15 protein-coding genes, 3 tRNA genes and 3 rRNA genes are annotated in these 26,937 nt (G+C 65.8%); 1 reads left to right on the top strand and 20 read right to left on the bottom strand.

What is annotated here, in order from left to right; translation table 11 throughout:
- Positions 1 to 3 precede the first annotated feature (3 nt).
- From kdpA to ACW18C_RS02605, 8 genes are all read right to left on the bottom strand, one after another.
- Positions 4 to 1,713, bottom strand: coding sequence for a potassium-transporting ATPase subunit KdpA (gene kdpA, locus ACW18C_RS02640; protein ID WP_492072664.1), 1,710 nt, complete (start codon positions 1,711 to 1,713; stop codon positions 4 to 6).
- A gap of 18 nt (positions 1,714 to 1,731) precedes the next feature.
- Positions 1,732 to 1,815, bottom strand: a complete 84-nt coding sequence (locus ACW18C_RS02635) for a potassium-transporting ATPase subunit F (protein ID WP_081836166.1) — start codon at positions 1,813 to 1,815, stop codon at positions 1,732 to 1,734.
- A 475-nt stretch (positions 1,816 to 2,290) separates the two neighbouring features.
- Positions 2,291 to 2,367: transfer RNA gene (locus tag ACW18C_RS02630), tRNA-Met, on the bottom strand.
- Positions 2,368 to 2,470: 103 nt separating this feature from the next.
- Positions 2,471 to 2,585: ribosomal RNA gene (gene rrf, locus ACW18C_RS02625) — 5S ribosomal RNA — on the bottom strand.
- Positions 2,586 to 2,674: 89 nt separating this feature from the next.
- Positions 2,675 to 5,461 (bottom strand): 23S ribosomal RNA (locus tag ACW18C_RS02620).
- A gap of 200 nt (positions 5,462 to 5,661) precedes the next feature.
- A tRNA-Ala gene (locus tag ACW18C_RS02615) sits at positions 5,662 to 5,737 on the bottom strand.
- Positions 5,738 to 5,825: 88 nt separating this feature from the next.
- Positions 5,826 to 5,902: transfer RNA gene (locus tag ACW18C_RS02610), tRNA-Ile, on the bottom strand.
- A 207-nt stretch (positions 5,903 to 6,109) separates the two neighbouring features.
- A 16S ribosomal RNA gene (locus ACW18C_RS02605) occupies positions 6,110 to 7,570 on the bottom strand.
- Together the 16S, 23S and 5S rRNA genes with 3 tRNA genes alongside form the textbook arrangement of a ribosomal RNA operon.
- A gap of 699 nt (positions 7,571 to 8,269) precedes the next feature.
- Between ACW18C_RS02605 and ACW18C_RS02600 the strand changes: the two genes are divergently transcribed.
- Positions 8,270 to 8,677: a response regulator gene (locus ACW18C_RS02600; RefSeq protein ID WP_492072662.1), complete on the top strand. Its 408-nt coding sequence runs from the start codon at positions 8,270 to 8,272 to the stop codon at positions 8,675 to 8,677.
- A gap of 166 nt (positions 8,678 to 8,843) precedes the next feature.
- Here the strand turns inward: ACW18C_RS02600 and arsH are convergent, their stop codons facing one another.
- The 12 genes from arsH to ACW18C_RS02540 form a co-directional block, all read right to left on the bottom strand.
- A complete protein-coding gene (gene arsH / locus ACW18C_RS02595; RefSeq protein ID WP_492072661.1) occupies positions 8,844 to 9,596 on the bottom strand; it encodes an arsenical resistance protein ArsH in 753 nt (250 codons plus the stop codon).
- Entirely contained in the window at positions 9,593 to 10,012 is a 420-nt protein-coding gene (gene arsN2 / locus ACW18C_RS02590) for an arsenic resistance N-acetyltransferase ArsN2 (RefSeq protein ID WP_492072660.1), read from the bottom strand. Before arsN2 ends, arsH begins: the two co-directional genes overlap by 4 nt.
- Positions 10,012 to 11,103, bottom strand: coding sequence for an ACR3 family arsenite efflux transporter (arsB, locus tag ACW18C_RS02585; RefSeq protein ID WP_492072658.1), 1,092 nt, complete (start codon positions 11,101 to 11,103; stop codon positions 10,012 to 10,014). The genes arsN2 and arsB overlap by 1 nt, the downstream gene beginning before the upstream one ends.
- A complete protein-coding gene (arsC, locus tag ACW18C_RS02580) occupies positions 11,103 to 11,525 on the bottom strand; it encodes an arsenate reductase (glutaredoxin) (protein WP_492072657.1) in 423 nt (140 codons plus the stop codon). The genes arsB and arsC overlap by 1 nt, the downstream gene beginning before the upstream one ends.
- 7 nt (positions 11,526 to 11,532) lie before the next feature.
- The gene (locus ACW18C_RS02575) at positions 11,533 to 11,868 is read right to left on the bottom strand and encodes an ArsR/SmtB family transcription factor (protein ID WP_008263976.1); all 336 of its coding nucleotides are present in this window, start codon (positions 11,866 to 11,868) and stop codon (positions 11,533 to 11,535) included.
- A 215-nt stretch (positions 11,869 to 12,083) separates the two neighbouring features.
- Positions 12,084 to 13,016, bottom strand: a complete 933-nt coding sequence (locus ACW18C_RS02570) for an aspartyl protease family protein (RefSeq protein WP_008263158.1) — start codon at positions 13,014 to 13,016, stop codon at positions 12,084 to 12,086.
- Between the two features lie 108 nt (positions 13,017 to 13,124).
- Positions 13,125 to 14,513, bottom strand: a complete 1,389-nt coding sequence (locus ACW18C_RS02565) for a sensor histidine kinase (protein WP_492072655.1) — start codon at positions 14,511 to 14,513, stop codon at positions 13,125 to 13,127.
- 123 nt (positions 14,514 to 14,636) lie between these two features.
- On the bottom strand, positions 14,637 to 20,150 hold the full coding sequence (locus ACW18C_RS02560) for a hypothetical protein (RefSeq protein ID WP_492072653.1): 5,514 nt from the start codon (positions 20,148 to 20,150) through the stop codon (positions 14,637 to 14,639).
- A 10-nt stretch (positions 20,151 to 20,160) separates the two neighbouring features.
- On the bottom strand, positions 20,161 to 22,635 hold the full coding sequence (locus tag ACW18C_RS02555) for a VWA domain-containing protein (RefSeq protein WP_492072652.1): 2,475 nt from the start codon (positions 22,633 to 22,635) through the stop codon (positions 20,161 to 20,163).
- A gap of 10 nt (positions 22,636 to 22,645) precedes the next feature.
- Positions 22,646 to 24,355 carry a hypothetical protein gene (locus tag ACW18C_RS02550; RefSeq protein WP_492072650.1) on the bottom strand — a complete coding sequence of 570 codons (1,710 nt, stop codon included), beginning with the start codon at positions 24,353 to 24,355 and terminating at the stop codon, positions 22,646 to 22,648.
- The gene (locus ACW18C_RS02545; protein WP_492072648.1) at positions 24,352 to 25,317 is read right to left on the bottom strand and encodes a DUF58 domain-containing protein; all 966 of its coding nucleotides are present in this window, start codon (positions 25,315 to 25,317) and stop codon (positions 24,352 to 24,354) included. The genes ACW18C_RS02550 and ACW18C_RS02545 overlap by 4 nt, the downstream gene beginning before the upstream one ends.
- On the bottom strand, positions 25,314 to 26,780 hold the full coding sequence (locus ACW18C_RS02540) for a hypothetical protein (RefSeq protein ID WP_492072647.1): 1,467 nt from the start codon (positions 26,778 to 26,780) through the stop codon (positions 25,314 to 25,316). The genes ACW18C_RS02545 and ACW18C_RS02540 overlap by 4 nt, the downstream gene beginning before the upstream one ends.
- Positions 26,781 to 26,937 lie beyond the last annotated feature (157 nt).

The following is a 26,937-nucleotide window of genomic DNA, read 5'->3' as shown; positions in this document are numbered from 1 at the left end:
GGATCAGGCGCCGGCGACGGCCGCGAGCACCTGGAAGTGCTCGACGATCGGTCCCAGGGCGAGGGCGGGCAGGAACTGCAGGCCGCCGAGGATGAGGATCACGCCGATCAACAGGCCGATGAACAGGCCGTTGTCGGTGGGCAGGGTGCCGGTGGACGCCGCCAGCTTGGGCTTGACCACCAGGCTGCCGGCGATGGCCAGGACGGCGACGGCCGGAACGAACCGTCCGAACAACATGCCCAGGCCCAGGGTCGCGTTCCACCAAGGCGCATTGGCCGTCAGCCCCGCAAAAGCCGAGCCGTTGTTCGCCGCCGCCGAGGTGTAGGCGTACAGGATCTCCGACAGACCGTGCGGCCCGTCGTTCAGCAGGCCTGCCAGGGCCGTCGGGAACACCGCCGCTACAGCCGAGAAGCCCAGGATGGCCAGCGGCAGAACCAGCACCGCGATCATGGCGAACTGAATCTCGCGCGCCTCGATCTTCTTGCCCAGATATTCCGGTGTCCGACCGACCATCAGGCCCGCGACGAAGACCGACAGCAGGGCCATCACCACCATGATGGCGATGCCCGACCCGATCCCGCCCGGCAGGATCTCGCCCAGCTGCATCAGGAACATCTGCAAGGCCCCGCCCAGCGGCATATAGCTGGCGTGCATCGAGTTGACCGAACCGTTCGAGGCGCCGGTCGTCACGACCGACCAGACGGTCGAGGCCGGCGCCCCGAAGCGAACCTCCTTGCCCTCCATGTTCGCCGCAGCATCGACGTGGGCGGCGACCAGGGCCGGGGCCGGCTGGGTCTCGATCACATACATGGCCGCGCTGGAGACGCTCAGGATGATCAGGGCCGAGGCGACCAGGGCGCGGATGTCGCGCCCCGCCATGGCCGAACGGCCGAAGGCGAAGAAGGCCGCCCAGCCCATGAGGTTGATCGCCACGGCGGTGATCAGATTGGTCAGGGGCGAAGGGTTCTCGAACGGATGGGCGCCGTTGACGTTGAAGACGCCGCCGCCGTTGATGCCTAACTGCTTGATGGCCACCTGGCTGGCGGCCGGAAACAGCGGCAGGGTCTGGGACCCGCCCTCGACCGTCGTCGCATGGACGCTGGCGGCCAGGCTCTGCACAATGCCCAGCCCGGCCAGCACGACCGCCAGCACGAAGGCGGCGGGCAGCAGCACATAGAGGGTGGTCCGCGTCAGATCGGCCCAGAAATTGCCGACCCCTTCGCCGCGATTGGCGACGAAGGCGCGCGCCAGGGCGGCGGCGATGGTGGCGCCGGTCGCGGCCGAGACGAAGTTCTGAACCGTCAGACCCACCATCTGGGTGAAGGTCGACAAGGTCGTCTCGCCGCCATAGCTCTGCCAGTTGGTGTTGGTGACGAAGCTGACGGCGGTGTTGAAGGCCAGGTGCGGCGACACGCCGACGAAGCCTTGCGGGTTCATCGGCAGCACGCCTTGCAGACGCAGGATGGCGTACAGCAGGACGAAGCCCGCCGCATTGAAGGCCAGCAGGGCGCCGGCATAGCCCAGCCAGCCCTGGCTGCGCTTTGGATCGACTCCGGCCGCCCGATAGAAGACGGCCTCGACCGGCTTCAGCACCGGATCCAGCCAGGTCCGCTCGCCGTTCCAGACGCGTGACATGTAGACGCCGATGGGCCAGCCGAGCAGAACGGCCAGCCCAAGGGTCAGGGCGATCTCGCCCCATCCTTGAATGTTCATGATTTCAGTCCCGGTCCTTCAGAACCGCTCGGGCCGCAGCAGAGCCGCGACCATGTAGACGGCGACGACGACCGCCCCCGCACCCCAGAGCATGGCGATCATCGTCACACCCGTCTCAACGCTGCGGCCAGCGCGGCGAAGGCGATGAACGCCCCGGCCCCGACCGCCAGAAAAATCACGTCGGCCATGCCGGCCTCCTCATGCTCAAATCAGAGCCGGCAAGGACCACGGCGGGGCGTAAAGGCGCGATGTGAATCCCGACGTTCGGCGTAATGAATTCATAATGCGAAAGAGAAGACGGTCTGCCTCACCACCGCAATCGGCCCCACGTCACAGGGGATCCAGGCGAGCTCTGCTTTCCTTCGCCTGTCCTTCATTGCCCGGTAGAGCGGGCCGCGCTCACTCGCCGCCGCACCCCGCCGCAGGCGGCCTATGCGGCGCCTTGCGCTGCGGCGCACAGCAGAACGGTATTGCCCCCCCCGCTGAGCTTTTACGTGGCTTCGACGGTGGATTTTCGAGGCGTCGGACTTCGGCCAGCAAAAAGCCGCTGAGCGTAGTGCTCAGCGGCTGTTTTGTTTGGGTGCGGGAGTAGGATTTGAACCTACGACCTTCAGGTTATGAGCCTGACGAGCTACCGGGCTGCTCCATCCCGCGGCAAGCGGTAGTCGTGAAGGAAGAACGGTTCGAGAAGCCTGGGCTGAAGTAGCGCGAAGCGCGATAGTCCAAGTATTTAGCAATCACTCTGTCCGCCCGGTAGACCCGGCGGCGACCTACTCTCCCGCGCCTTGAGACGAAGTACCATTGGCTCTGGAGGGCTTAACGACCGAGTTCGGAATGGGATCGGGTGGGGAACCTCCGACATAGCCACCGGGTCAACGGGGCGGACAGAGAGATTGCGAAGAAGACATTGTCGTGACGATCATCGGGTCAAGGATGATCATCGAATGAGTTTTGCTGAGAAACGATCAAACCGATCGGATTATTAGTACCAGTAAGCTTCATGGGTCGCCCCACTTCCACACCTGGCCTATCAACGTGGTAGTCTTCCACGATCCTCAGCGAAGCCTTGTTTTGAGGTTAGTTTCCCGCTTAGATGCTTTCAGCGGTTATCTATTCCATACTTAGCTACCCTGCTGCACAGCTGGCGCCATGACAGGTACACCAGAGGTATGTCCATCCCGGTCCTCTCGTACTAGGGACAGATCCTCTCAAGCTTCGAACACCCACGGCAGATAGGGACCAAACTGTCTCACGACGTTCTGAACCCAGCTCACGTACCACTTTAAATGGCGAACAGCCATACCCTTGGGACCTGCTCCAGCCCCAGGATGTGATGAGCCGACATCGAGGTGCCAAACTTTGCCGTCGATATGGACTCTTGGGCAAAATCAGCCTGTTATCCCTAGAGTACCTTTTATCCGTTGAGCGATGGCCCTTCCACTCGGGACCACCGGATCACTATGGCCGACTTTCGTCTCTGCTCGACTTGTCAGTCTCGCAGTCAGGCGAGCTTATGCCATTGCACTCGACGAGCGATTTCCGACCGCTCTGAGCTCACCATCGCGCGCCTCCGTTACACTTTAGGAGGCGACCGCCCCAGTCAAACTACCCACCACGCCATGTCCCGGGACCGGATAACGGCCCTCGGTTAGACGTCAACGACAGTAAGGGTGGTATTTCAAGGACGACTCCACCAGAGCTGGCGCCCCGGTTTCATAGTCTCCCACCTATCCTACACATACGGTCGCTAACGCCAAGGCGAAGCTATAGTAAAGGTTCATAGGGTCTTTCCGTCTGACCGCGGGAACCCCGCATCTTCACGGGGAATTCAATTTCACTGAGCCTATGCTGGAGACAGTGGGGAAGTCGTTACGCCATTCGTGCAGGTCGGAACTTACCCGACAAGGAATTTCGCTACCTTAGGACCGTTATAGTTACGGCCGCCGTTTACCTGGGCTTCAGTTCGTCGCTTTCACAACTCCCTTTAACCTTCAGGCACCGGGCAGGCGTCAGACCCTATACGTCGCATTGCTGCTTCGCAGAGCCCTGTGTTTTTGCTAAACAGTCGCTACCCCCTGGCTTGTGCCACTCAGTCCTGGTTGCCCAGGGTGAGTCACGCTTATTCCGAAGTTACGCGTGCAATTTGCCGAGTTCCTTCAGCATAGTTCTCTCAAACGCCTTGGTATGCTCTACCTGACCACCTGTGTCGGTTTCGGGTACGGTCTCTGCTGGAGTTATTTCCTGGGACAACGCCCCCGCACACACAATCCAATAAGTGGGTACGAGTTAAGCCATCCGTCACTTCCAGCTGGTGCAGGAATATTTACCTGCTTCCCATCGACTACGCTTTTCAGCCTCGCCTTAGGGGCCGACTAACCCTGCGCAGATTAGCTTTACGCAGGAACCCTTGGTCTTTCGGCGAGAGTGTCTCTCACACTCTTATCGTTACTCATGTCAGCATTCTCACTTCCGATACCTCCAGCCAGGCTCACGCCTGACCTTCACCGGCCTACGGAACGCTCCGCTACCGCTTGCAGTAAACTGCAAACCCATATCTTCGGCGCACGGCTTGAGCCCCGTTACATTTTCCGCGCAGGATCGCTTGATCAGTGAGCTGTTACGCTTTCTTTAAAGGATGGCTGCTTCTAAGCCAACCTCCTGATTGTCAAAGCAATCCCACATCGTTTCCCACTTAGCCGTGACTTGGGGGCCTTAGATGATGGTTAGGGTTGTTTCCCTTTTCACGACGGACGTTAGCACCCGCCGTGTGTCTGCCCGATAGTTCTCTTGGGTATTCGGAGTTTGGTTAGTATTGGTACCGCTCGCGCAGCCCGCAACCATCCAGTGCTCTACCCCCCAAGGAATTCGTCGGACGCTCTACCTAAATAGATTTCGCGGAGAACCAGCTATGTCCAGGTTTGATTGGCCTTTCACCCCTATCCACAAGTCATCCCAGAATTTTTCAACATTCACGGGTTCGGTCCTCCAGTTGGTGTTACCCAACCTTCAACCTGCTCATGGATAGATCACCTGGTTTCGGGTCGTCATACGTCGAACTTAGCGCCCTATTCAGACTCGCTTTCGCTGCGCCTACACCTAACGGCTTAAGCTTGCTCGACACATGAAGTCGCTGACCCATTATACAAAAGGTACGCCGTCACCCCGCTTGGGGGCTCCGACTGCTTGTAGGCTTCCGATTTCAGGATCTGTTTCACTCCCCTTGTCGGGGTGCTTTTCACCTTTCCCTCACGGTACTTGTTCACTATCGGTCGTAGAGGAGTACTTAGGCTTGGAGGGTGGTCCCCCCATGTTCAGACAGGATTTCACGTGTCCCGCCCTACTCGAGTCTCTTGCTGTTTGATGACTACGGGGCTTTCACCCACTATGGCCGACCTTTCCAGATCGTTCGTCTTTATTTCACAAGAGCACTGGCCTGGTCCCGGTTCGCTCGCCACTACTACGGGAGTCTCGGTTGATGTCCTTTCCTCCGGGTACTGAGATGTTTCAGTTCCCCGGGTTCGCTTAATGAAGCCTATGTATTCAGCTCATTATACCTTTCAACAATCCGCCAATCGCCGCTCCGGCCGAAACCGAAGCAGAGTTGGAAGACTGTAAAGGTGGGTTTCCCCATTCGGAAATAACCGGATCAAAGGGTGCTAGCGCCTCCCCGGTTCTTATCGCAGCTTGCCACGTCCTTCATCGCCTCTCTACGCCAAGGCATCCGTCAGAAGCCCTTCAACGTTTGATCGTTTCTCAGCAAAACTCATGCTCGGTTTATTCCGCCCGACTGGAAAGTCGCCGGGGGACCGAGCCTGATTTTTGTCAGACAATGTCTTCTTCTCGAACAAGACCTACAAGCTCAGGGGAGCCGGTCACGTTCTTCCTTTACGATTTCAATGCACGCCGGCCTTACGGCCAACGGCAAACTTGAATGCGATCACAAGATCCTGGTGGAGCCAGACGGAGTCGAACCGACGACATCCTGCTTGCAAAGCAGGCGCTCTACCAACTGAGCTATGGCCCCATTCCAACAGGAATGGTGCAAAGCCCAGGAGAGCTGTCATACGATACTGCCTGTGGGCTGGAGGCCAACCCCAGCAACCAGCATCAGCTGGTAGGCCCGGGCAGACTCGAACTGCCGACCTTACGCTTATCAGGCGTACGCTCTAACCACCTGAGCTACGGGCCTATGGCAGCGACAGCCAGGTCAAGAGACCCAGGCTCGCGATCGCGTCACCAATACATCAACCCGTATGGTCGATGCGTCGATGACGAAAGTGGAAAGAGAAACGGAGACGGCGGCATTCCGCATAGTGCTCGGCGCTGTGAAGCGCTCCGCTAAATCGGAGCCTCAATAGACAGCCTCGTGAGAGACGGCCTGGAGAAGCATCCTTAGAAAGGAGGTGATCCAGCCGCAGGTTCCCCTACGGCTACCTTGTTACGACTTCACCCCAGTCGCTGACCCTACCGTGGTCGCCTGCCCCCTTGCGGTCAGCGCAGCGCCTTCGGGTAGAACCAACTCCCATGGTGTGACGGGCGGTGTGTACAAGGCCCGGGAACGTATTCACCGCGGCATGCTGATCCGCGATTACTAGCGATTCCAACTTCATGCCCTCGAGTTGCAGAGGACAATCCGAACTGAGACGACTTTTAAGGATTAACCCTCTGTAGTCGCCATTGTAGCACGTGTGTAGCCCACCCTGTAAGGGCCATGAGGACTTGACGTCATCCCCACCTTCCTCCGGCTTAGCACCGGCAGTCCCATTAGAGTTCCCAACTAAATGATGGCAACTAATGGCGAGGGTTGCGCTCGTTGCGGGACTTAACCCAACATCTCACGACACGAGCTGACGACAGCCATGCAGCACCTGTGTCCTAGTCCCCGAAGGGAAAGCCAGATCTCTCTGGCGGTCCAGGCATGTCAAAAGGTGGTAAGGTTCTGCGCGTTGCTTCGAATTAAACCACATGCTCCACCGCTTGTGCGGGCCCCCGTCAATTCCTTTGAGTTTTAATCTTGCGACCGTACTCCCCAGGCGGATTGCTTAATGCGTTAGCTGCGTCACCGAAATGCATGCATCCCGACAACTAGCAATCATCGTTTACGGCGTGGACTACCAGGGTATCTAATCCTGTTTGCTCCCCACGCTTTCGAGCCTCAGCGTCAGTAATGAGCCAGTATGTCGCCTTCGCCACTGGTGTTCTTCCGAATATCTACGAATTTCACCTCTACACTCGGAGTTCCACATACCTCTCTCACACTCAAGACACCCAGTATCAAAGGCAATTCCGAGGTTGAGCCCCGGGATTTCACCCCTGACTTAAATGTCCGCCTACGCTCCCTTTACGCCCAGTAATTCCGAGCAACGCTAGCCCCCTTCGTATTACCGCGGCTGCTGGCACGAAGTTAGCCGGGGCTTCTTCTGTAGGTACCGTCATTATCGTCCCTACTGAAAGAATTTTACAATCCTAAGACCTTCATCATTCACGCGGCATGGCTGCGTCAGGCTTTCGCCCATTGCGCAAGATTCCCCACTGCTGCCTCCCGTAGGAGTTTGGGCCGTGTCTCAGTCCCAATGTGGCTGATCATCCTCTCAGACCAGCTACTGATCGTCGCCTTGGTGAGCCTTTACCTCACCAACTAGCTAATCAGACGCGGGCCGCTCTAAAGGCGATAAATCTTTCCCCCGAAGGGCACATTCGGTATTAGCACAAGTTTCCCTGAGTTATTCCGAACCTAAAGGCACGTTCCCACGTGTTACTCACCCGTCCGCCACTAACTCCGAAGAGTTCGTTCGACTTGCATGTGTTAGGCCTGCCGCCAGCGTTCGCTCTGAGCCAGGATCAAACTCTCAGGTTGAGTTGACTTCTGACCTAAGCTTGAAGACCACCGAAGTGATCTTGGCATTAGTTCTACGTATTTTATTGACGAGTTCCCACGTCATCGATCCGAAGACCGACGCATGGTATCTTTTCAAAAAGACCGCAGATAGTCAGTGTCGTATAATGACCGTAAGGTCATCGCTAGAACACCGCCGCCTGCGTTTCTCTTTCCATATCAACAATGTCAAAGACCTAGAACCGCCTCGGCGGCCCGACTTGTTTAGCGCCGTGTCGTCGGCGGAGGCGGCGATTTAGAGAACCGCGAACCTCGTGTCAATCGCTCTTTTCAGAGATTTTGCAGACCCAAGACCGAAGCCTCAAAACCACAAAAACCACCGGAGGAAAACGCAGAGGCTTTCCTCTTAACCGTTCGGCGATTCGATTGGAGCGCGGAACCTATTGAAACCAACCCAGGAAAGCAAGAAGTTTCTCAACTCTTTCTTCCCCTCAAAACCCCCGAAACCAAAGCTCCGAAGCCCTCAGGGCCGGCCCGTTTCCGAGCGAGGCGGTCCTATACGTAGGGGCCATTTCGTCTGCAACAGGATTCTGACATTCCCGCGAAGATTCTCGCCAACTCCCGATCGGCGAACAGCCGCGCTTGCCGCAGGGGCGCCCGCCCGCGCGGCGCTGGAACCGGACTCCTTTCAGATCGTTCTTGATCCGAAGCGGGGCCTCAATGTTGTTGAACTCCATGCCTGCGCCCCCTGAGGCTGCGGCCGACGCGCCGCATGTTCTCGTCGTTGAAGACGAGTTTCTGATCCGAATGCTGGTCTCCGACCACCTTCGTGATGTGGGTTTCGTCGTCATCGAGGCCTTCAACGCCGACGAGGCGGTCGCGATTCTGAACTCGGGCGCTCCTATCGACCTGATCTTCACGGACGTACGCATGCCGGGGTCGATCGACGGCCTCGGGCTTCTGGCCTACGCACAACTTGGTCAGCCGAGGATTCCCGTGCTCGTGTCCTCCGGCCACCTCGAGCCCGAGACCGCCTATGCGGGCGGCGCCGCCGGTTTCCTGCCGAAGCCCTTCGACCTTGAGGTTCTGGTCGTCGCCATGAGGACGGCGCTCGCAGCCGCCGCCTAGCAGATCGGCCTTCCGGCGCATTCAGCCTCGGCGACGGCTCTGGCCTTCTCGCGACGATAGTCCTTGCATGCCCCGCCGATCGAGGTCGGCCCTGTCCGCCCGGATCGAGGCCGTGCGCCTGGACGGCGCGTCCGTGCAACACCCTCCGTGCGGACCCTGGGCGGAATCACTGTGGCTTAATGGCGATGGCGGAAAGATCGGTCTGTGGGTCCAGAGGGACGCCCGCAGCCTTGCGCTCGGAATAGCGGTCGACCAACTGGGCCGCGTGGGGGCGCAGCAGGATCGTGAAGCGCACCAGCTCCTCCATCACATCGACGATCCGGTCGTAATAGCTGGAGGGCTTCATCCGGCCGTCGTCGTCGAACTCGTTGAAGGCCATGGCCACGCTGGACTGGTTGGGGATGGTGAACATCCGCATCCATCGCCCGAGCAGGCGCAGGGTGTTGACGGCGTTGAAGCTCTGCGACCCGCCCGAGACCTGCATCACCGCCAGGGTGCGGCCCTGGGTCGGCCGCATCCCGCCCAGGCTGAGCGGCAGATGGTCGATCTGTAGCTTCATGATTCCCGAGACCTGACCGTGCCGTTCCGGGCTGCACCAGACCATTCCCTCGCTCCAAAGGGCGTGTTCGCGCAGTTCATGAACCGCCGGATGGTCGTCCGCGACATGCTGGTCGGTCAGCGGCAGATCGCGCGGATCGAAGATCCGGGTTTCGCACCCCATCCATTGCAACAGCCGCGCCGCCTCCTCGACGCACAGGCGCGAATAGGACCGGTCCCGGAGCGATCCGTAGAGCAGCAGTATCCGCGGCGGCGAATCGTTCGGCCCCAGCCCCGCCGCCGGATCGCGCGCCAGATAGGCCGGGTCCAGGGCGGGCAGATGATCGGGGTCCGGCAGGGGCCGCAGACGGTCGAAACTCATGAAATGGCCTTGGTCATATAGGCGGCGGACGCCGGGCAGAGCGCCGCGAACTCGCGCGTCCGAAGGATGGCCTCGGGGGCCGCCTCACGCGCGCCGCGCACAAATCCTCGGCGAGCGAAGAAGGCCTCCGCCGTAGTCGTCAGCAGGTGCAGGGTCTCCGCCCCCAGATCCCTGGCCACGTCTTCTGCGGCGGTCAGGAGGCGCGCGCCTGCGCCCCGCGCCCGATGATCGGGAAGAACGACCAGCGACCGCAACAGCAGATGCCGGCCCTTGCCTTCCAGCCCAGCGTAGCCGACCAGGGCGCCGTATTGGGTCGCGCCGAAATAGCGGCCGGCGCCAGGCTCGGGCAGGCCGGCCTCAGCCAGGGCTGCGATCAGGCCGTGATCGCTGGCGTCAACCACACGCAGGGCGACCATCAGGCGTCCGCCGGCGGGGCCGTGTCGGCGAACCAGCGCCGCCCCATCCACAGGGCGACCGACACCAGCAGGATCAGCACCGGCACCTCGACCAGGGGGCCGATCACCGCAGCGAAGGCGACAGGCGACGTCAGGCCGAAGGCGGCGATGGCGACGGCGATGGCCAGTTCGAAATTGTTCGAGGCGGCGGTGAAGGCCAGGGCCGTGGTGCGCGGATAATCCGCCTCGATCAGCTTGCCTATCAGGAAGCTGACGACGAACATCACCAGGAAATAGATGGTCAGCGGCACGGCGATGCGCAGCGCATCCAGCGGCAGGGCCACCACCTCGCCACCCTTCAGGCTGAACATGGCGACGATGGTGAACAGCAGGGCGACCAGGGTCATCGGTCCGATGCGCGGCAGGAACCGGGTCTCGTACCAGGTTTCGCCCTTGCGCCGGATCAGGACCAGGCGGGTCAGGAAACCCGCCAGGAACGGCACGCCCAGATAGATCAGCACCGCCCCGGCTATGGTCCAGAAACGGATCGCGATCACGCTGCCCTCGAGCCCGAACAGCGGCGGCAGGACCGACGGGAAGAACCAGGCGTACAGGCTGAAGAACAGGATCTGGAAGATGGAGTTGAAGGCGACCAGGCCGGCCACATACTGGTTGTCGCCGCGCGCCAGTTGGTTCCAGACCAGGACCATGGCGATGCAGCGGGCCAGGCCGATCAGGATGACCCCGGTCATATATTCCGGCTGATCCCTCAGGAAGATCACCGCCAGGGCGAACATCAGCACCGGCCCCAGCACCCAGTTCTGGAACAGGGACAGCAGCAGCACCCGCCTGTCCGCAAACACCTGCGGCAGGGCCTCGTAGCGCACCTTGGCCAGGGGCGGATACATCATCAGGATCAGGCCAATGGCGATGGGGATATTGGTCGTGCCGACCGACAGCCCGTCGAGCCAGGCCGGCAGGCCGGGAACCAGGGCGCCCAGCGCCACACCCAGCCCCATGGCGACGAAGATCCACAGGGTCAGCCAACGGTCGAGGAAGGACAGCCGCCGGGGCGCGGCCGCAGAGGCTGGGGCGACCGGCGTATCGACCATCAGCGAACCCTCCGCCCCTCGGCGTCGATCACCACTTCGCCGTCTTCCTTGACGAACGGTTTGAGCCCGTCCTCGGGCAACAGATCCAGCACCACCTCGGACGGCCGGCACAGGCGCACGCCGCGCGGCGTCACCACGATCGGGCGGTTCAGCAGCACCGGATGGGCCTCGATGGCGTCCAGCAACTGGTCGTCGCTGACGGCCGGGTCGCCCAGACCCAGTTCGGCGAAGGGCGTGCCCTTCTCGCGCAGGAGATCGCGCAGCGGCGCGCCCGTCCGCGCGGCCAGGTCCTGGATCAGGGCGCGGCTGGGCGGCGTCTTCAGATATTCGATCACATGCGGCTCGATTCCCACGTGCCGGATCAGCGCCAGGGTGTTGCGCGACGTCCCGCAGGCGGGGTTGTGATAGATGATGACGTCCATGGGGTCCTCAGTCGCGGCAGGGCGCGAGTTCGGCGAGCCTGGGCTCGCAAAGATCGGCGCGACCCTGGCAGCAGTCCTCCAGCAGGAAGACGGTCAGGTCGCGCAGTCGGCTCAGATCGGCGCGATAGATGATGGACCGGCTGCGCCGCTCGGCCGTGATCAGTCCGGCCCGCGACAGCACGCCCAGATGGGCCGACATGGTGTTGGCCGGGATCGCCAGCCGATTGGCGATGTCGCCGGCGGCCAGTCCCTCCGGCTCATGCCGCACCAGAAGCCGGAACGTCTCCAGACGCGTGTTCTGGGCGAGCGCGGCCAGGGCGAAAATGGCGATCTCGGATTCCACATTTCCACTATAATGGAAATATTAGGACGGACAAGCGACCGAGGCCTGGCGATGTTGCCGATCGGCGTGGTCGTCCTGCTCGTTCCGGCCATGCTGACGCCGGGCCTCCGAACCCGACGGCGGTGATTCCAGCCCACCCGCGAACAAAGGCGGATGCGTGCGCAGCAGATGACGTTGAAAGCTCCGCAGACGGATTTAGCCCCCGGGCGGCCGGCTCAGCGGGGATCAGGACCGTTTGGCTGCTGCGGGATACGAATCTGCAGTTCGCTGCGTGGGAAGTCGAGGGCGTAGGCGTCGAGGTTGTTCAGCAGATCGGCGCCGAGGATCAGGCTGGGACCGCCTTCCGCCCCAGCGTCGTCCGCCTCGCCCGCGATGAATATCAAGGGCGCATCGCGGAAATTCACCGGACCCAATCTGATGCGGCCGACGACCCCTTTCAGGACGACCGTCCCATGCTGCGTCGCTCCCCGGATCTCACCCGCCGGCGTGAGCCGCGGATCGGTTTCCGCCCAGCCCAGCGCACGAAGGGCTCCGCCCGACGCCACGGAGACGGCCGCGCCGGTATCGACGAGGGCGGTGAAGGTCACCCCGTCGATCTCGACCGGCACCGTCAGGAGGCCGCTGTCATCCAGACGACCCGCCACGGCCACGAAGCCGTCGGCCGCCGCACCGGAGCGTTCGAGGCTCAGGCGGTTGGCGGCGTGATCAAACAGAAGACGATCTCCAGTGAACCTCTCCATGCCGATAATGCCGCGCGCCTCGGTGACGCCGGCGTTCGGAAGGGCGAGCATCCCGACGCTCTCGACGTCGAACAGGGGGGTCTTGAAGCGATCAACACCGTACAGGCCGGCTTGCTGCTGGCCTGCGACGCCGCCGATATTCATCTCGCCTATGGCGGGCAGTTTCAGTTCGTCGACCAGGGGCAGGGTGACGAGACTGGTCTGGGCGGCGGTGTCGACCACCATGCGGAACGGCCCCTTGCCGTTGATCTCGGCGTCTAGGGTCGGCCGACCGCGCGTGTCGCGGGTCAGGACCGCGACCCTCGACACGGCGGGCGCCGCCTCGGCCTGCGCGGGCGGCAGCTGCGGCTCCCCGGCGGGGGCCTGCGTGCTCAGGGCCAGACTGGCGATCAGGATCAACGCGTGCATGAAGGGCTCCAGGACAGATCGACCTCTGTACCGGACCAAGCTGATCGGAAGCTGGCGCCGTCTGCCCAGGACCGGATGCGTTGCGTGACCCTTTCTCAGGGCCGAGCCTCAGGGCCGGGCCGGAATGTTCGGATCGAAACGCAGCGCCACCTCTGCTCCACCGCCGGCGACCTCGCCGATCACCACCGCGCCCTCGTGGCGATCAACCACCGCCTTGACGATGGCCAGACCCAGCCCATAGCCGCTGCGTCCGGTGGAGAACCGGGTGAAGGGCTCAAACAGCGTCTTGATCTGTTCACTGGGTATGCCCGGCCCCTGGTCGCAAACCCGAACCCAGCCGTCCTTGTCCAGTCGAACGACGACACGCTGGCCCTGCGCCGAAAACGACAGGGCGTTGTCGATGACGTTGCCGATCGCGGTCTCGACGAGGCTGGGGTCGGCCCAGAGCCCATAGCGGGTCACCTCCCGCTCGAAGACGAGATCGAGACCGCGACGAGCCGCGACGACCTCCCGCTCGCCCACCGCCCTGCCGGTCAAGGTCACGAGATCCGATTCCTTCAGCGGCTCCGGAGCCTCGCCGATGGTCATCAGTTTGAGCAGCTGATTGGCGAGATTCGTCAGTCGCCGGACGTCGGAGATCAGCTTGTCCTTCAACTGCCCGTCGTCCATGATTTCCAGCCGCGTTCTGAGCACCGTCAGAGGCGTGCGCATTTCATGCGCAGCGGCGGACAGGAAAAAGCGCTGACGCTTCTGGGCCTCGTCGACGCGCACGATCATCTGGTTCAGCGCCGACACGAGCGGCGCCACTTCCAGCGGCAGACCCTTTTCCGGAAACAGCTCGCTCAGATTGTCGGGATCGAGATCGCGCGCCATGGCGGCGACCCGCCGGATCCGCAACACGTTCGCCAACAGGATTATGGTGAAGACGACGAAGGCCGCCCCTACGGTAAACAGGAATATCCCGCCGTAGCTCCATATGAACTTGCCATAGAGCCGGGCCGAGCCTGCGGCGGCATTGGTCGTGGCGTGTTCGATCCCGGCGTATTCATAATAGCTCGCCTGTCCGCCGCAGTCCGAATAGGCGAGGAAACTGCGACCTGGGCCGCCGGGATCGCTGTTGGTGTTGGTGAGGCAGAGGCCTGAATAGACCTTCGTCAGATTCTGGCTCTGCAGCCGGTCGAACGCCAGGCGGATGAAGAAGGGCGTTCCCTCTCCGGAGCGAAACTCCCGCCCCTGCACCCGAACAAAATAGCGGAACTTGGGATTGTGCGCCCTGATGTCCCGCAAGACCGGATCGGCGTCCAGGTCGCCGCCGGCTCCCGCCTGCTCGCGTTCAGCGAAGGCGAAGCGGCTTAAGACCTCGGATGCGCTGGCTGCGGTGACCTCCAGAGGATCAGCGACGCCGGTCGGCTCGACCGACAGCAAAGGACGCAGGGTGAAGAAATAGACGCCGAATCCGACGAACAGGATGGTGATGATCGCCAGTTGCGCGAACATGGATCGGTGCAGGCTTCTTAGCTTCAGGCCCAATCCATCCTCCTCGCCCCAAGGCGTCCCTGCCCCACCCTAGCCGATGCGCGCGCCGCGTCGAAGCCGCACATCGGGCCTTGGTCCGCAAGGTCAGTCGGCGGCGGAGGCCAATGCTGCGAAAGGAGCCATCACGGCAGGGCTGGCGGCCTGCCGTTGGGCCAGGCGCGCCAGATCGCCGCGTATCCGTCGCGCCGCCCCCTGATCCGGGAAGGCCGCCAAAACGGTCAGGAACGCGGCGGCGTCAGGAGCCGGATCCCCGGGATCGGCATAGTCGCGGCGGGTCGGATAAAGGCTTTGCAGCAGGGCGGCCTGAAGCAAGGCGCCGGCGGTGGCGCTTTCGCCCGCCCTCCCATAGGCGCGTGCGGCGGCCAGCCTCATCCCCGCTGACGGCGACATGACGAAACGAAGCTGCCGCGTCAGACCGGCCAACTGCTGTGCATCGAGCGCGACAGGCGCGCCCTGCTCCAGGGCGAGGAAGAGGGCCAGGTCGTGCAGCCTGACGGGCGGACCGCCAAGATCGGCGGACAGGGCGTCCAGGCGCGCCTGTCCGCCCCCCTGGCTCCACTGCGCCTCGGCGACCCGGTCATAGAGCCGCATCTGTCGGCCCTGCATCGCCCCGGAGAGGCTCGAAAGCTCGTCTTCAAGCTCCTTGATGACGGCAGGGTCGCGCGTGACGATTGCGACGACAGGCGCGCCGTAACCGGCCGCCGCCGGGTCCGCGAGGCTGTCGATCAGCATTTGACGGTTGCTGGCGTCGCCGTCCTGACGGCCTTGCGGAACGGTCGCACGCCATAGCCCCCGGAGAATATCGCCTCGAGCGACGCCCGGCGTGTCGTCGGCGGCCAGGCGATCCAGGGGCCTCGCGACCGTCACCGGCGTAAACTCCGGGTCCTGCACAGCCAGAGCCAGTACGGCCGGCGCCTGGGGAAACCGTTTTTGGTAGGCGGACCATATCGGTGCGAACGCGCTCGGCATGTCGACCTCGCCGGCCCGCGTCGCCATCGCTCGGCTTGTGAGCTGGCGGATCCACTCGGGGTCGTCCAGATCCACGCTCGCGGCTTCGGCCGTCCGCGCCGCAGCGTCCGGATCGCCCGTCAGTCGATAGGCCAGACCGAGCAGGGTCCCCAGCACCTGATCGTCAGCCCGCGTCGTCGCGAACGGGGCGGCGGTCGCGACGAAGGCGGGAAAATCGCCAGCCTTGGCCTGGATCAGCAACAGAGCCGCGACATAGGCGACGTTGTCGGGTTCGACGGAGACAAGCTTGGCGTAGGCCGCGACGATCCTGGGATCGACCGACGCCTTGGTCGCTTCGCCGCGCAGGAAGCGTCTCTCGAAACGGGCCGTCTCCTCCCGGTTCGGCCGGGAGGTCGCCAGGAACGCGTCGAACGCAGCCTCGCGCTCAGCCCCAAAGCGCTGAGCCAGCAGCGTGCCGAGGCTCAACGGGGGCTGCGCCATCGCTTCGGTCATTGCGGTCAGCGCCTCGAAGGCGCCTGCGCGGTCGTCGGCGAACCAGGCCGTCAGCACCTCAGGCGTTCGTGCGCTGTCTGCATACCGAGCGGCCAGGACCCGTGACGCGGCCAGCAGGACTTCACGGTTCGCTGCGGGTGCGTCGAACCGTAACAGCAGGGATGCGAAAACGCCGCCGCTGTTGTCCGACTGCGAACGTTCAGCCCCGATGTCACGGATCAGCACGGCCTGGAGACGATCACGTTGCGCGTCGCTCAGAGGTGAATCCAGCAGATGAGCGGCGATGGCCTCCTGCAGACCCGAGGCCGATCCGGTCCGCTCCATCCGCTCGACCAGAGCTTCGTACAGGTCCACGAGGCGATCGGGATCGAACCTTTGAGTCAGCAGCTGCAGCGGCGTCGGTCCGCCTCGCGCCCGCCCCGCCGCCCCCGCCACCGGGAGCGGGTCATTGCCGCGCGAGACGAGCAGCGGGATCAGGACGTCATCGGACAACAGACGACGGCCGGCGGCGGCCTCCAGCTTCGCAAACCGTGCAGGATCGACGCGATAGACGTCATACAGCGCCAGGGCGTCGAACGAGGTGTCGGCCAGAGGCGCGAGTATGTCCTCACGCACGACCTCGGGACGCCCCAGGTCCGCCGCCTTGAGCAACAAGGACACCAGCATGGGCGGTTGATTCTGGGTCACGCCCTTTTCGCGTCCGGCCCGCCACGGAGCATCCGCCGCAATGGCCTGGTCGGCCAGGGCGCGAATACGCGCGCGGTCGCCGGTCTCGAAGGCCAGGGCGAGCGCGAGATCGAAGTCGGCGTTTGTCGCGGCTTGACGGCCCAGATCCACGATCGGCCAATCCTGGCCCGCCCCCGTCGTCAGGCCGGCGGGCGCATGCACGTCGGCCAAAGCGCGTCGGGCCTCGGGGGCGTCGCGGAAAGGCGCCAGAAGGGCGTCTTGCGTCGTTTCCAGCTCATCGTCGTTCAGGAAGGTCGCAAGCCGCTGATTGATGGCGACCACAAGGGCCAGGCGCGGAAAGTCCGCCAGCCTGGTCGCCGGGGCGGCCCCGACGGTCTGCGACCTCTGCGCCGCGGACAGCGCCGTTTGACGCCAGAGCGCGATCCGCGCCTGGGTCTCGCCTTCGGGCCAGGTCAACAAGGCGCCCTCGATCAGGGTGGGGGCGTACTGCGCCGCATCGAGCGCCTTCAGGGCGTCGCTGGCCTGTTGCGTGGGCTGGCGCTGCACAAGGCTGTTGAGGCCCTTCCAATAGAGGGCGCCGGCCTCGGACGCCTGCCCCGACTGTTCCATCAGAACCGCCGTGTGCGCGATCAGATCAAGATCGTCCTGATCCTGCAGCAGGGCCACGCGGTAACGGGCCAAGGCCTCTCGCGTCATTCCGGCCTCGGCGTAGGCCTGGCCCCGCAAGGCGTCGACGTTCACCAGTCCCCCGATGTCGCCCATCAGCGCGAAGGCCCGCTCGGCGCCGGCGACATCGCCCGCCTTCAGCAAGGTCTGGGCGATATCCGCATAGACTTCCGGCGGATAGGGTTTGCGCATCGCCACCAGCCGGCGGCCGTAGATCGCCTTTCGGACGGGATCGCCCGCGCCGGTCTCGCTGGCGGAGGTCAGACTGATCAGTTGGCGCAGAACCGCCGGCTTCTGGTCGCCCGCCACCGCGAGCGACGCCTGGAGCGCGCGCAGCTGCAGCTCCGGATCCCCGCGATCCTGGCCGATGTCGCCGACCAGGGACGACAGCCGCACATCATCCCCGTCCTGCAGAATACGCTCCAGGGCGGCGCGCCTCGCCCATCCCAGCCTCGCCTGGGACAGATCGGCCGGAACCCCCACGCTGTTGGCGTCTCCGGCGGCCAGCACGTCCAGAAGCCCGTTCAAGGCGGCGACAAAGGCCGCGCCGCTCGGCGCCGTCTCGGCCTTGAACTGCAACAGACTGGCGGCCTCCGCGACCCGCCCTTCCGCTTTCAGCCCTCCGGCATATTCCAGCAGCGCATCGACATCCGTCGGGGCCAGGGCCAGAGCGCGTCGATGCTGGACAAGCGCTTCGGCGTTTCGATAGCCGGACGCATAGATGGAGGCCGCGAAACGCGCGGCCTCGACATCGTCGAGTTTTCCGGCCGCCCGCATCTGCGCCATCAGGGCGTCGACCCGGCGATTGCGATCCGCATCGCTTTCGGCCGGATCGGGGAAGCGAAGCACATTGATGATCAGGCGGCGCAGATAGGCGTCGGCGTTGGCCGGGTCGACCTGGGCCAACCGGGCCAGGCTCGCGTTAAGACCGGCGTAGTTCCTGAGCCGGGCCTGGACGGCCGCCAGTTGCTCCAAGGTTCGCACCTCGCCCGAACGTGAACGCTCGGCATAGCGGCGCACCGCGCGTTCAGCGCCGGCGCCGTCCTGCTGCGCGATACGGATTTCGACCAGAAGACTGACTTCGCCCTGATCGGCCGCGCCCGAAGCGATCCGCGCCTCCAGTTCAGCGGCGATAGGCTCCATCTGACCCGTCTGTTGCGCGGCGCGAATGATCTGCCGTTGCAGGAAGGCCTTGCGCGCCGGAAGCCGAGTTCCCGCCCAAAGAGCCCGCCAACGGGTCAACGCCTCCGCCGGCCGACCCGCAGCGAAGGCGAGATCTGCGATATGGGCCTGCTGGTCGTCGTCCAGAACCCCGCCGCGCGCCTGGACGCCCAGCAGGGTTTCGAGGGCCAGATCCTGCCGGCCCAGACGTTCGTAGTTTTCGGCGACGGTGACGAAGGTCGCCGTGTCGCCCTGCGCCGCCGCCGAAAGAGCGCGCAGGCCCGCCTCTGCGTCCGCCTCCCGGCCCTGGTCGATGGCGGTTTCGACCTCGAAACGCCGAATCGCGACAGCGACGGCGGGCGTCGAGGCTGCATCGCCCAATATCCGGGAGGCCTGGTCGCCCATCCCCATGGCGATCATCTTGCGCGCCGTCTCGATCTGCACGTCCGGCCTGGCGCGGTTGGCGACGGCCAGGCTGCGATAGACCGCCACCGCCTCATCCGACCTGCCCTGCTCGAGATAGAGGGCCGCCAGACCATCGGCCCAGCGCGGATCGGCCGGCTGGGCGCGGATCAGGCGCCGATATTCGGCCTCGACTTCCGTCGTTCGACCGGCGGCGCGAAGCACGCCCAGAAGTCGCTCGCGCAGCGCGGCGTCCCCGGCCTGTTGAACCATGGCCACGGCGTCGTCGTAACGCCGCAACTCCAGCAGGACGTCCAGCCGCGCCTGATCCACCTCCGGCCCGCGCGGCTTATGCGCCAGGAACGCCTCCGCACCCGCCAGCTGATCGGCTGTCCGATAGGCCTCCACGACCAGGGCGAGGGCGTAGAGCCGATCTTCCGTCGTCGCGGCGGCCTCGACCGCGCGCCAGGCTGAGGATGCAGCCGCGTCCGGCGAACCCTGGCCGATAGCCCAGTCCGCCAGCCGCACGGCGTCGCTGTAGCGCACGGCGGCGTCGTTTCGAGGACGATACAGGGCGGCGGCGTCCCCCGGCCTCCCCAGGAGACCGAGCACGGCCGCCGCCCGGTTCGCCACGGCCGCATCACCCGAGCCGGCCAGTTGAGACAGGGCGTCGGGCCTTCGACCCGTCACGCCGATGATCGCCAGGCGACGGTCCAGCAGGGCGCGCTCTTGCGCATCGTCCGACTGCGCCCGCGCGCGTTCGTACCAGACGGACGCCGCCCCGGCCTGATTCTGGATGTCGAGCAGCCGCCCGCGCAGCAGCATGGCGTCCGTCGTTCGGCAGCGGTCGAGGGCGGCGGAAACCGTGTCGGTCGCCGCATCGACATCGCCGTCGCGCCATTCCAGCACGGCTTTCAGAACGGCCACTCGACAGGCGCGATCGGGATCGGCCCCGGCCGACAGTTCGTCCAGCCGGCCATAGACGCCGCTCAGGTCGTCGGCGAGCACGGCCTGGGCGTACAGCCGATCCGCCGCAGCAAAGTCGAGACGCGCGCCGGACAGGACGGCGTCGATCAAGGCGCGTGCGCTGGCGTCGGTCCGTGTCGGCGTGTTCGAGACCTCGCCGGCAGGCGACGCCGCCTGCGCCGTCACGGACGGGGCGACCGACACGCCGAGGCTGAGGCCGAGCGCCAGAAACAGGGAGCGTGATCGCAAAGTCATGATCTCGATCTCAAACGGCCAGCCGCCGGGGCGGCCAGCGACGATAGACGATATCGGCGACGTAAAGGACCAGGGCCAGCCAGCAGAGCCAGCCCCACAGGTCCAGAGCCGTCGCCGGAGATCGTCCCTGCGGAAGGGGGGCGGCGCCGGCGCGGGAGGGAGTCTCGATCACCACCCCGCCCGTCAGGCGGGCCAGTTGATCCAGGGGGAGTCCGTCAGCCCGAGAGACCGGACGGTCCGCTTGCCCGCCCCCGAGCGCCGGCAGGGCCGCGCGGGTCACGCCGCGACCGTCGTGAACCTCGACCCGCACCGGCGCGTCCATCGACGCCGCGCCTTCGGCCGTGAACAGACCCGGCGCCCGTTCGACCGCCGTCAGGGCGGGCCCGGCCTGGCCGGCGGCGTTCAGCACCCGGATTTGCGGCGGACCGCCGGCGGCCCCGCGAATGCGCTGGGCCACCACCTTGACCCGGCCGCCGACGCGGCCGAGGCGCACGACCCACTCGGGGCGCGGATCGGCCGTGCGGGCGACCAGCCGCTGCATCCAATCCCCGTAACCGGCCCAGTTGCGCCAGTTGGCTGTTCCCTCGCCGACAGGCTCTGTCATCAGCGCCGTCACCCGACCGGCGCCCCATTGCCAGGAGGCCAGAATCGGCTCGCCCGTCGCGGTGCGGATCAGGGTCTCGGCGAGCGGCTTAACGCCCGCCTGGGCATAACCGTCCAGCCGTCGGGGCGGCGCCGCCGCCAGATCGCCCCATCCGAAGGACGACGCCGACGGGGCCAGGGCGAAGCCGCCGCGCTTGATCCCGGGCTGGGGCTTCTGCTGGGGCTGTTTGAGATTGATCTCCACCAGGCTGAACTCGTCGCCGACGACATAGAAGCGCCCGCGACCGAGCCGGGCCCACTGCGCCATGCGGGCCTCGCCCTCGGTGCTGCCGCCGACCAGAACCGTGGAAACCGTCACCTGGTCGTCGGCGATATGGCGGATCAGCTGAGGATAGCGATCCGCCTCCACCCCGGCGTCCGAGATCACCAGGATATGGCGATAGCGGGCCTGGGTGTTCTGCAGCCCGTAATAGGCCTCCTGCAGGGCGCCGAAGAGATGTTCGCTGCCGCCCTGGGCCTGAACGCGACCGATGGCGCGCTCGACCTCCGGAATGTCCCGCGCCGGCTGCATCGGCGTGACCCATTGCCGCCCGCCGTAGAACTCGACCACGCCCACGCTGTCGGCCGGCGTCAGCTTGCGCACGGCCAGGCGCGCGACCTGTTTGCCCAGATCAAGCGGCGCGCCCAGCATCGAGCCCGAGGTGTCGATGACGATGGCCAGCGCCACGCTGGGATCCTCGGTCTGCTCTTCCTGACGAAGGGTCACCGGCAGAGCGGCGGCGAGCGGCGATCCGGCGTAGCCTCCGGCCGCAAAGGCGCTCTCTCCGCCGGACACCATCAGACCCAATCCGTTCGAACGAACCGCCTCCATCAATCGCCGCTGCGTCGGGGCCGCCAGCGCCGAGGCCGGCACGTCGTCCAGCAGGACGGCGCGATAGGCCGACAGATCGACGCCGGCCAGGTCCGCCGGCGCCCGGCCGTCGATGCGCAGGCCTCGACCCGCCAGCCGCTGAAGCACGCTCGCCCCTCCGGCCTGACGCCCGTTCACATAGAGGACGGCCAGCGGATCCTGCACGGCCGCCGCCGTGTCAAACCGGCTGACGACGGAGCCGCCTCGCGCCAGTTCGACACGGATGGGCATATAGCCGGGACGATTGACCGGGATCTCGACCGACACGGCGGCCGGGCCGTCCAGATCGAGGGGACCCGCCCCACCGATGCGCCGATCACCGCTGAACACCGCCAGCGACAGATCCTGCCCGACCCCGTCCAGCCCTATTCGCGCCGAGACATGCTCGCCGGCGCGGGCCGTCGGTAGCGAGACGTCGGCGACGAAGGCCTCGTTCCGTCCGGCGCGGATCGGGACGGCGTCGATGACGACGCCACGCGCCACCAAGGCGTCGACCGCCCGGCCCCAGGCCCGGTCAGCGCCCAGGCCGTCTCCGATCACGGTGACTCGCCCCTCCGCCCCCAATGGAAAGGCGGCCAGCGCCAGATCGAGGGCGTGAGGCATGGCGGCGGCCTGACCGGCGTCCGGCAGGGTGATTCGCCGCGTCGCCTTTAGAGCCAGGGGGACGCCGCCGCGTTGGATGACCACCACGGGACCGTTCCGCTCCGCACGCGTCAGGACCGCCTTTGCGGCCGAGGCGGCCTGGGCGCGCGAGACAGGCGACAGAGCATCGCCCTGATCCACGATGATCACCGACGTCGGGCCGCCCCGACGCACGACCAGACTGGGTTGCGCCAGGGCCTCCACGAGCGCCAGGAAGACGGCGGTGCGAAGCGCGACCCGCACCCTGGCGGCCTTGCGCGCCCACCACAGGAAGCCGGGGATCAGGAGCAGGAGCCAGCCGGCTTCGGGATGAAGAAAGGTCAGGTGCACGACGCGGTCCTCAAGCCATCGCCCCGCGCTGCTGCAGCCGCCATTCGAGCAGCAACAGCAGGCCGGCGATCACGACGAGCAGGATGAAAAGAAGATCGACGCTCGGGCCTTGCACCGGGGTCACGATGACGTCGGCCGGCACGGCCCGGGCGGCGTCCAGGGTCAGGGTGCGGTCGGTCAGGGAGACGGCCATACGCAGGTCGCTGATCCGGGTCTCGCCCGCCTGATCCAGGAACAGGTCGCCGTTCAATGCGCGGTCGGCGATCCGGCGGTCGGCCGCCAGACCATAGAGGTCCGACTGGTCGGTCAGATCGGTCCCGGCCTGGGCATACGGAATCCAGGGCGGCGTATCCGCCAACCAGGACAGGGTGCGCGACACAAAGACGGGGAATCCCGACGCCGCCGGGAACCCGCCTCTCTCGTCGAACAGGGCCGACCAGACGGCCACGCCGCGCTGCTGGCCCGGACGGGTTTCCGCAGACACCTCGCGCCGGGTGGTGCGGGCCAGGGTCTGGGTCTCCACCGCCGATATCCCGAGGGACGCCAGGGCCGCAGACAGGTCCGGCTCGGCCTCGTCGGCGCCATAGGTGAACACGAAGGCGCTCTGCTCGCCGGCCTGGGTCACGACCAGGGCCGGCCGGTCCTCGCCGAACCGCTCGCCGGCTCGCCGAACCACGACCTGGGCGTCCTTCGGCGCGGTGACGGCGAAGGCGGGGTTGAGCCGAACGGCGCGGGCGACGGCGGCCGGCGCGCCGGACGACAGGGCCACGCGCACTGGACGCCGGTCCGGCAGTCGCAGGCTGGCCTGATCGTCGGCGGGAAAGGCGTCGGATCGCGCCAGCCGCACGGCGAACAAACCGCCGTCCGCGACCGCGTCCCGCACGATCAGTTTCCCGTCGGGACGGGCCAGGATCTCGACCACGACATCGCGTCCGTCTCGGCTGAAGCGCAGAGCGTCGGTCGGCACGGGCCGGCCGTCGGCGCCGATCGCCTCTACGAGAATATCCGCTCGCCCGGCGTCGCCCGAGGCCGCAGGCGAGGCGCCCAGGGCGACCACGCCGCGATTGTCGAGCGTCGGCCTGGCCAGGTACCCATAGACAAGACGCTGACCGGCCGTGGACGCGACGTCCCGGGCGCCCGACCATGCGCCGTAATAGTGGACGACCGTAGGGCGCCCCGACGCCGACACGCCCGCCAGCTCTTGATTGGCGACAGCGTGCGCGAAGCTCGAGGGCGCAAGACGGGCGCGAACCCCGTCCAGGCGCCGGCTCAGCAAGGCCGGATTTTCACCCGGCTGCAGGAGGGGCGCCGCGACGGCGCCGTCCAGATAGACGGTGCGACGGGCGGGATCGGTGTTTCGGACATCGGCCATCAAGGCGCGGCGCGCCTGGGCCAGGTCGTCGCGTCCCGTCAGGCCGGCGGAGGCGTCCAGATAGAAAATGTGATCGACGGCGTCCCGGCTCGGCGTGATTTCAGGTCGCGCGCCGGCCGCCCAGAGCAGCAGGCCGATCGCCAGGATCAGCAGATAGGCCAACCAGCGCTGGAACCGCTGGCGGAAGACGCGCAAGGGCGTGACCCTGGCGGCCTGCGCCCAGAGACCGGCGGCGGCGATCCGCACATGCTTCTGACGCGCCTTCAGAACCTGAAGCCCGAACAGGAGGGCGGCGAGGCAAACGGCGCCGGCGATGACGGCCCAGAGCGGAAGCGACAGGAAACTCACAGCTTGACCGCGCCATCGCCGAACAGCGCCGACAGTTGGTCACGCACCGGCTTGTCGGCGTCGATCTGCACGAGGCCCGCGCCGCGGGTCCGCGCGAACTCCGACAGAGCGTCGGTGAAGCGGCGGTAGGCGGCCTTGTAGCGCGCCATGAGGTCGGGCGTGATCGTGACCGAAGTCGGTTGGGCGTGTTCGCCGTCTTCCAGCAGGATGTCCCCGCTGAGATCGGGATGGCGTTCGGGGTCCGCATCGTAGGCTTTGACGATCTGCACCAGCAGAAGCCGATGCGGCAGTTGCTCCAGCCCTCGCACCACGGATTCTATGCCGGCCTCGTCGAAGAAGTCCGACACCACGATCACCAGACCCTGGCGCAGGCGAAGGCCGGCCAGGTGAGCCAGAGCCGCCGCCAGCCCGGTGCCCTGCAGCGCCGAATATCCCGCCAGGCTGTGCGCCACACGCGCCAGATTGCCCTTGCCCGAGACCGCGCGGAACTCGATTTCAAGGGTGTCGGAAAACGGAAACAGACCCACGGAGTCGTGCTGGTCCAAGGCCACGGCCGCCAGGGCCAGGGTCGCTTCCTGCGCGGCATGGATGCGGGGCGGCCGTTCGACGAACAGGCTGCGCGACCGGTCGACCAGGAAATAGACCGGCATGTCCTGGCTTTCCTCGAACACCCGCACGAACAGGCGGCCGAGACGGCGATAGACGTTCCAGTCGATGGCGCGCAGGTCGTCGCCCTCCACATAGGGTTTGAAATCGGCGAACTCCGCGCCCTGGCCGCGCGCGTTCGTCCTCTGCTCGGCCAGGCGGCCGCCCTTTTGGGCGCGCGAAATCCGCAGCGAAAAGGGTCGCAGCGCCGCCAGGAAGGTCGGATCGAACAGGGCCTCGAACGTCAACGGATCGGCCAGACCGGAAACGGCGGCAGGGGCGGCGGCGACGCGCGGACGGCGACGAAACAGCATCATCGACCGCCCCCGTTCCGCGCGTTGAAATAGTCGCGGGTCGCACGCTGTTCCTGAGCGCTGGCGGCCAGGGGCGCCGTCCGCGCCGCCTCGCCTCTCGCCGTGCCACGATCCTGCGCCCGGACGCCGTTCGCCGGCAGAGGCTGCGGCGCCCCGTCCCGCGTGGTCGTGCGGATGCGGCCCGGGCTGGCCATCCCGGCAAGACGGTCCTGCATCGGGGTCGCCAGCATCAGGCTGGACACGCCGCGCCCCTTCTTCAGCCCCGTCTCGGGGCCGCTCTGACCGCCGTTCTCGCCCTGGCCTCCGCCCTGCTCGCGGCCGGACTGGTTCTGGTCTCCGCGACGACTGCGCCCCGGCTGCTGGCCCTCCCCGCTCTGGGATTGGCCGGAGCCGGAGTCTTGAGGTTGGGGCCGGGCGGCGGACGGGGCGTTCTGCCGGGCGCCGGAGGACTGACCGCCGGGCGCCTGGGACGCAGGGGCGTCGGTCTTGTCCTGAGCCATCGCCTCGCCGGGCGTTTGCCCGTCATCCTGCGGCTGTCTGGCCTCGCGATCCTGACCCGCCCCGCTGGACGAGGCGCTGTTGCCGGCCGCGCCCTGACCGCCACGCCCCCGGCCCTCTCCCTGGCCCGCAGCGGATTGGGACGGCGCGCCCGCGCGGGCGGCGGCGTCCTGTGCGGAGGCCGCGGCGCTGCGCGACGGCGAAAGGCGCGCCATCAACCTTTGGAAGGCGGCGGCCAATCCGGCGCCGGGCTTGTCCAGGCCCGGGCGCGTCGTCACCTCGACATCACGACCCGGCGCGGTCGGGGACGCAGCGCCTGCGATCGGCGTCGCGTTTTCGGAACGCGCCTCTGGCGCGGCGACGGCCGCCGATCGCGGCGATATCGCAGCCGCCGCCGGATTCGCCGGTGCGGCCGCTTCGGGCCAGAACTGAGGAACGGCGAAGGCCGCCGCTAGGCACAGAATCCCCGCAGCCGGCCATAGCCACAGCCGCGAGCGGCCCAACCTCAGCGCGCCGTCGTCGACGCCCACGTCGCTGTCCTGCGCCCGCGCCACCCAGGGCGCAGCCTCCTGCAGGGCGGCGTCGTGGAAGGCCGTTCGGCGATCCAGTCGTTCGAACTCGTCGGACGTCTGCAACCGGTCGTTCAGGCGCAACCGATGATCGAGCAGCGCAAGAGCGGCGGTCCGGGTGCGGCTGGTCGCTTGGCGAGCCCGCATATAGCCGAACGCCCCTGCCGCCAGGGGCGCGCCGACAGCGGCGATGAGGACGCCCGCGACAGTCGGGGCGACGAACGGCGCGGACAGGGCGAGAAGGAGCGGACCGGCCGCCGAGGCGGGAGCCGCCCAGGCCAGGGCCTGCCGCACCGCACGTCGGCGCGTCGTCGTCAAAAGGGCATGCCGTCCGCGCGTCTCGAGGCGATCGAGGCGACGACGCAACCCATCATCGACGCCCTGGATCATCCGTTCCATTTCGACCCGCGCAAACTCATCAGAACTGTCACATAGGACCGGTGGCTTGCACCAACCTTACAGTGTCCTTGTTTCCTTGCCCCGCTATTTCGCCTTGCGTTCCAATAGAGAAGCTGAGCGCGTCAGGCTGGGGCAAGCTTCATGTGATTGGTGGGCG

This window comes from Brevundimonas sp. FV1ye7S (assembly GCF_058680995.1).
Note: the sequence above shows the minus strand (reverse complement) of the source record. Positions and strands in the feature narration are given on the sequence as shown.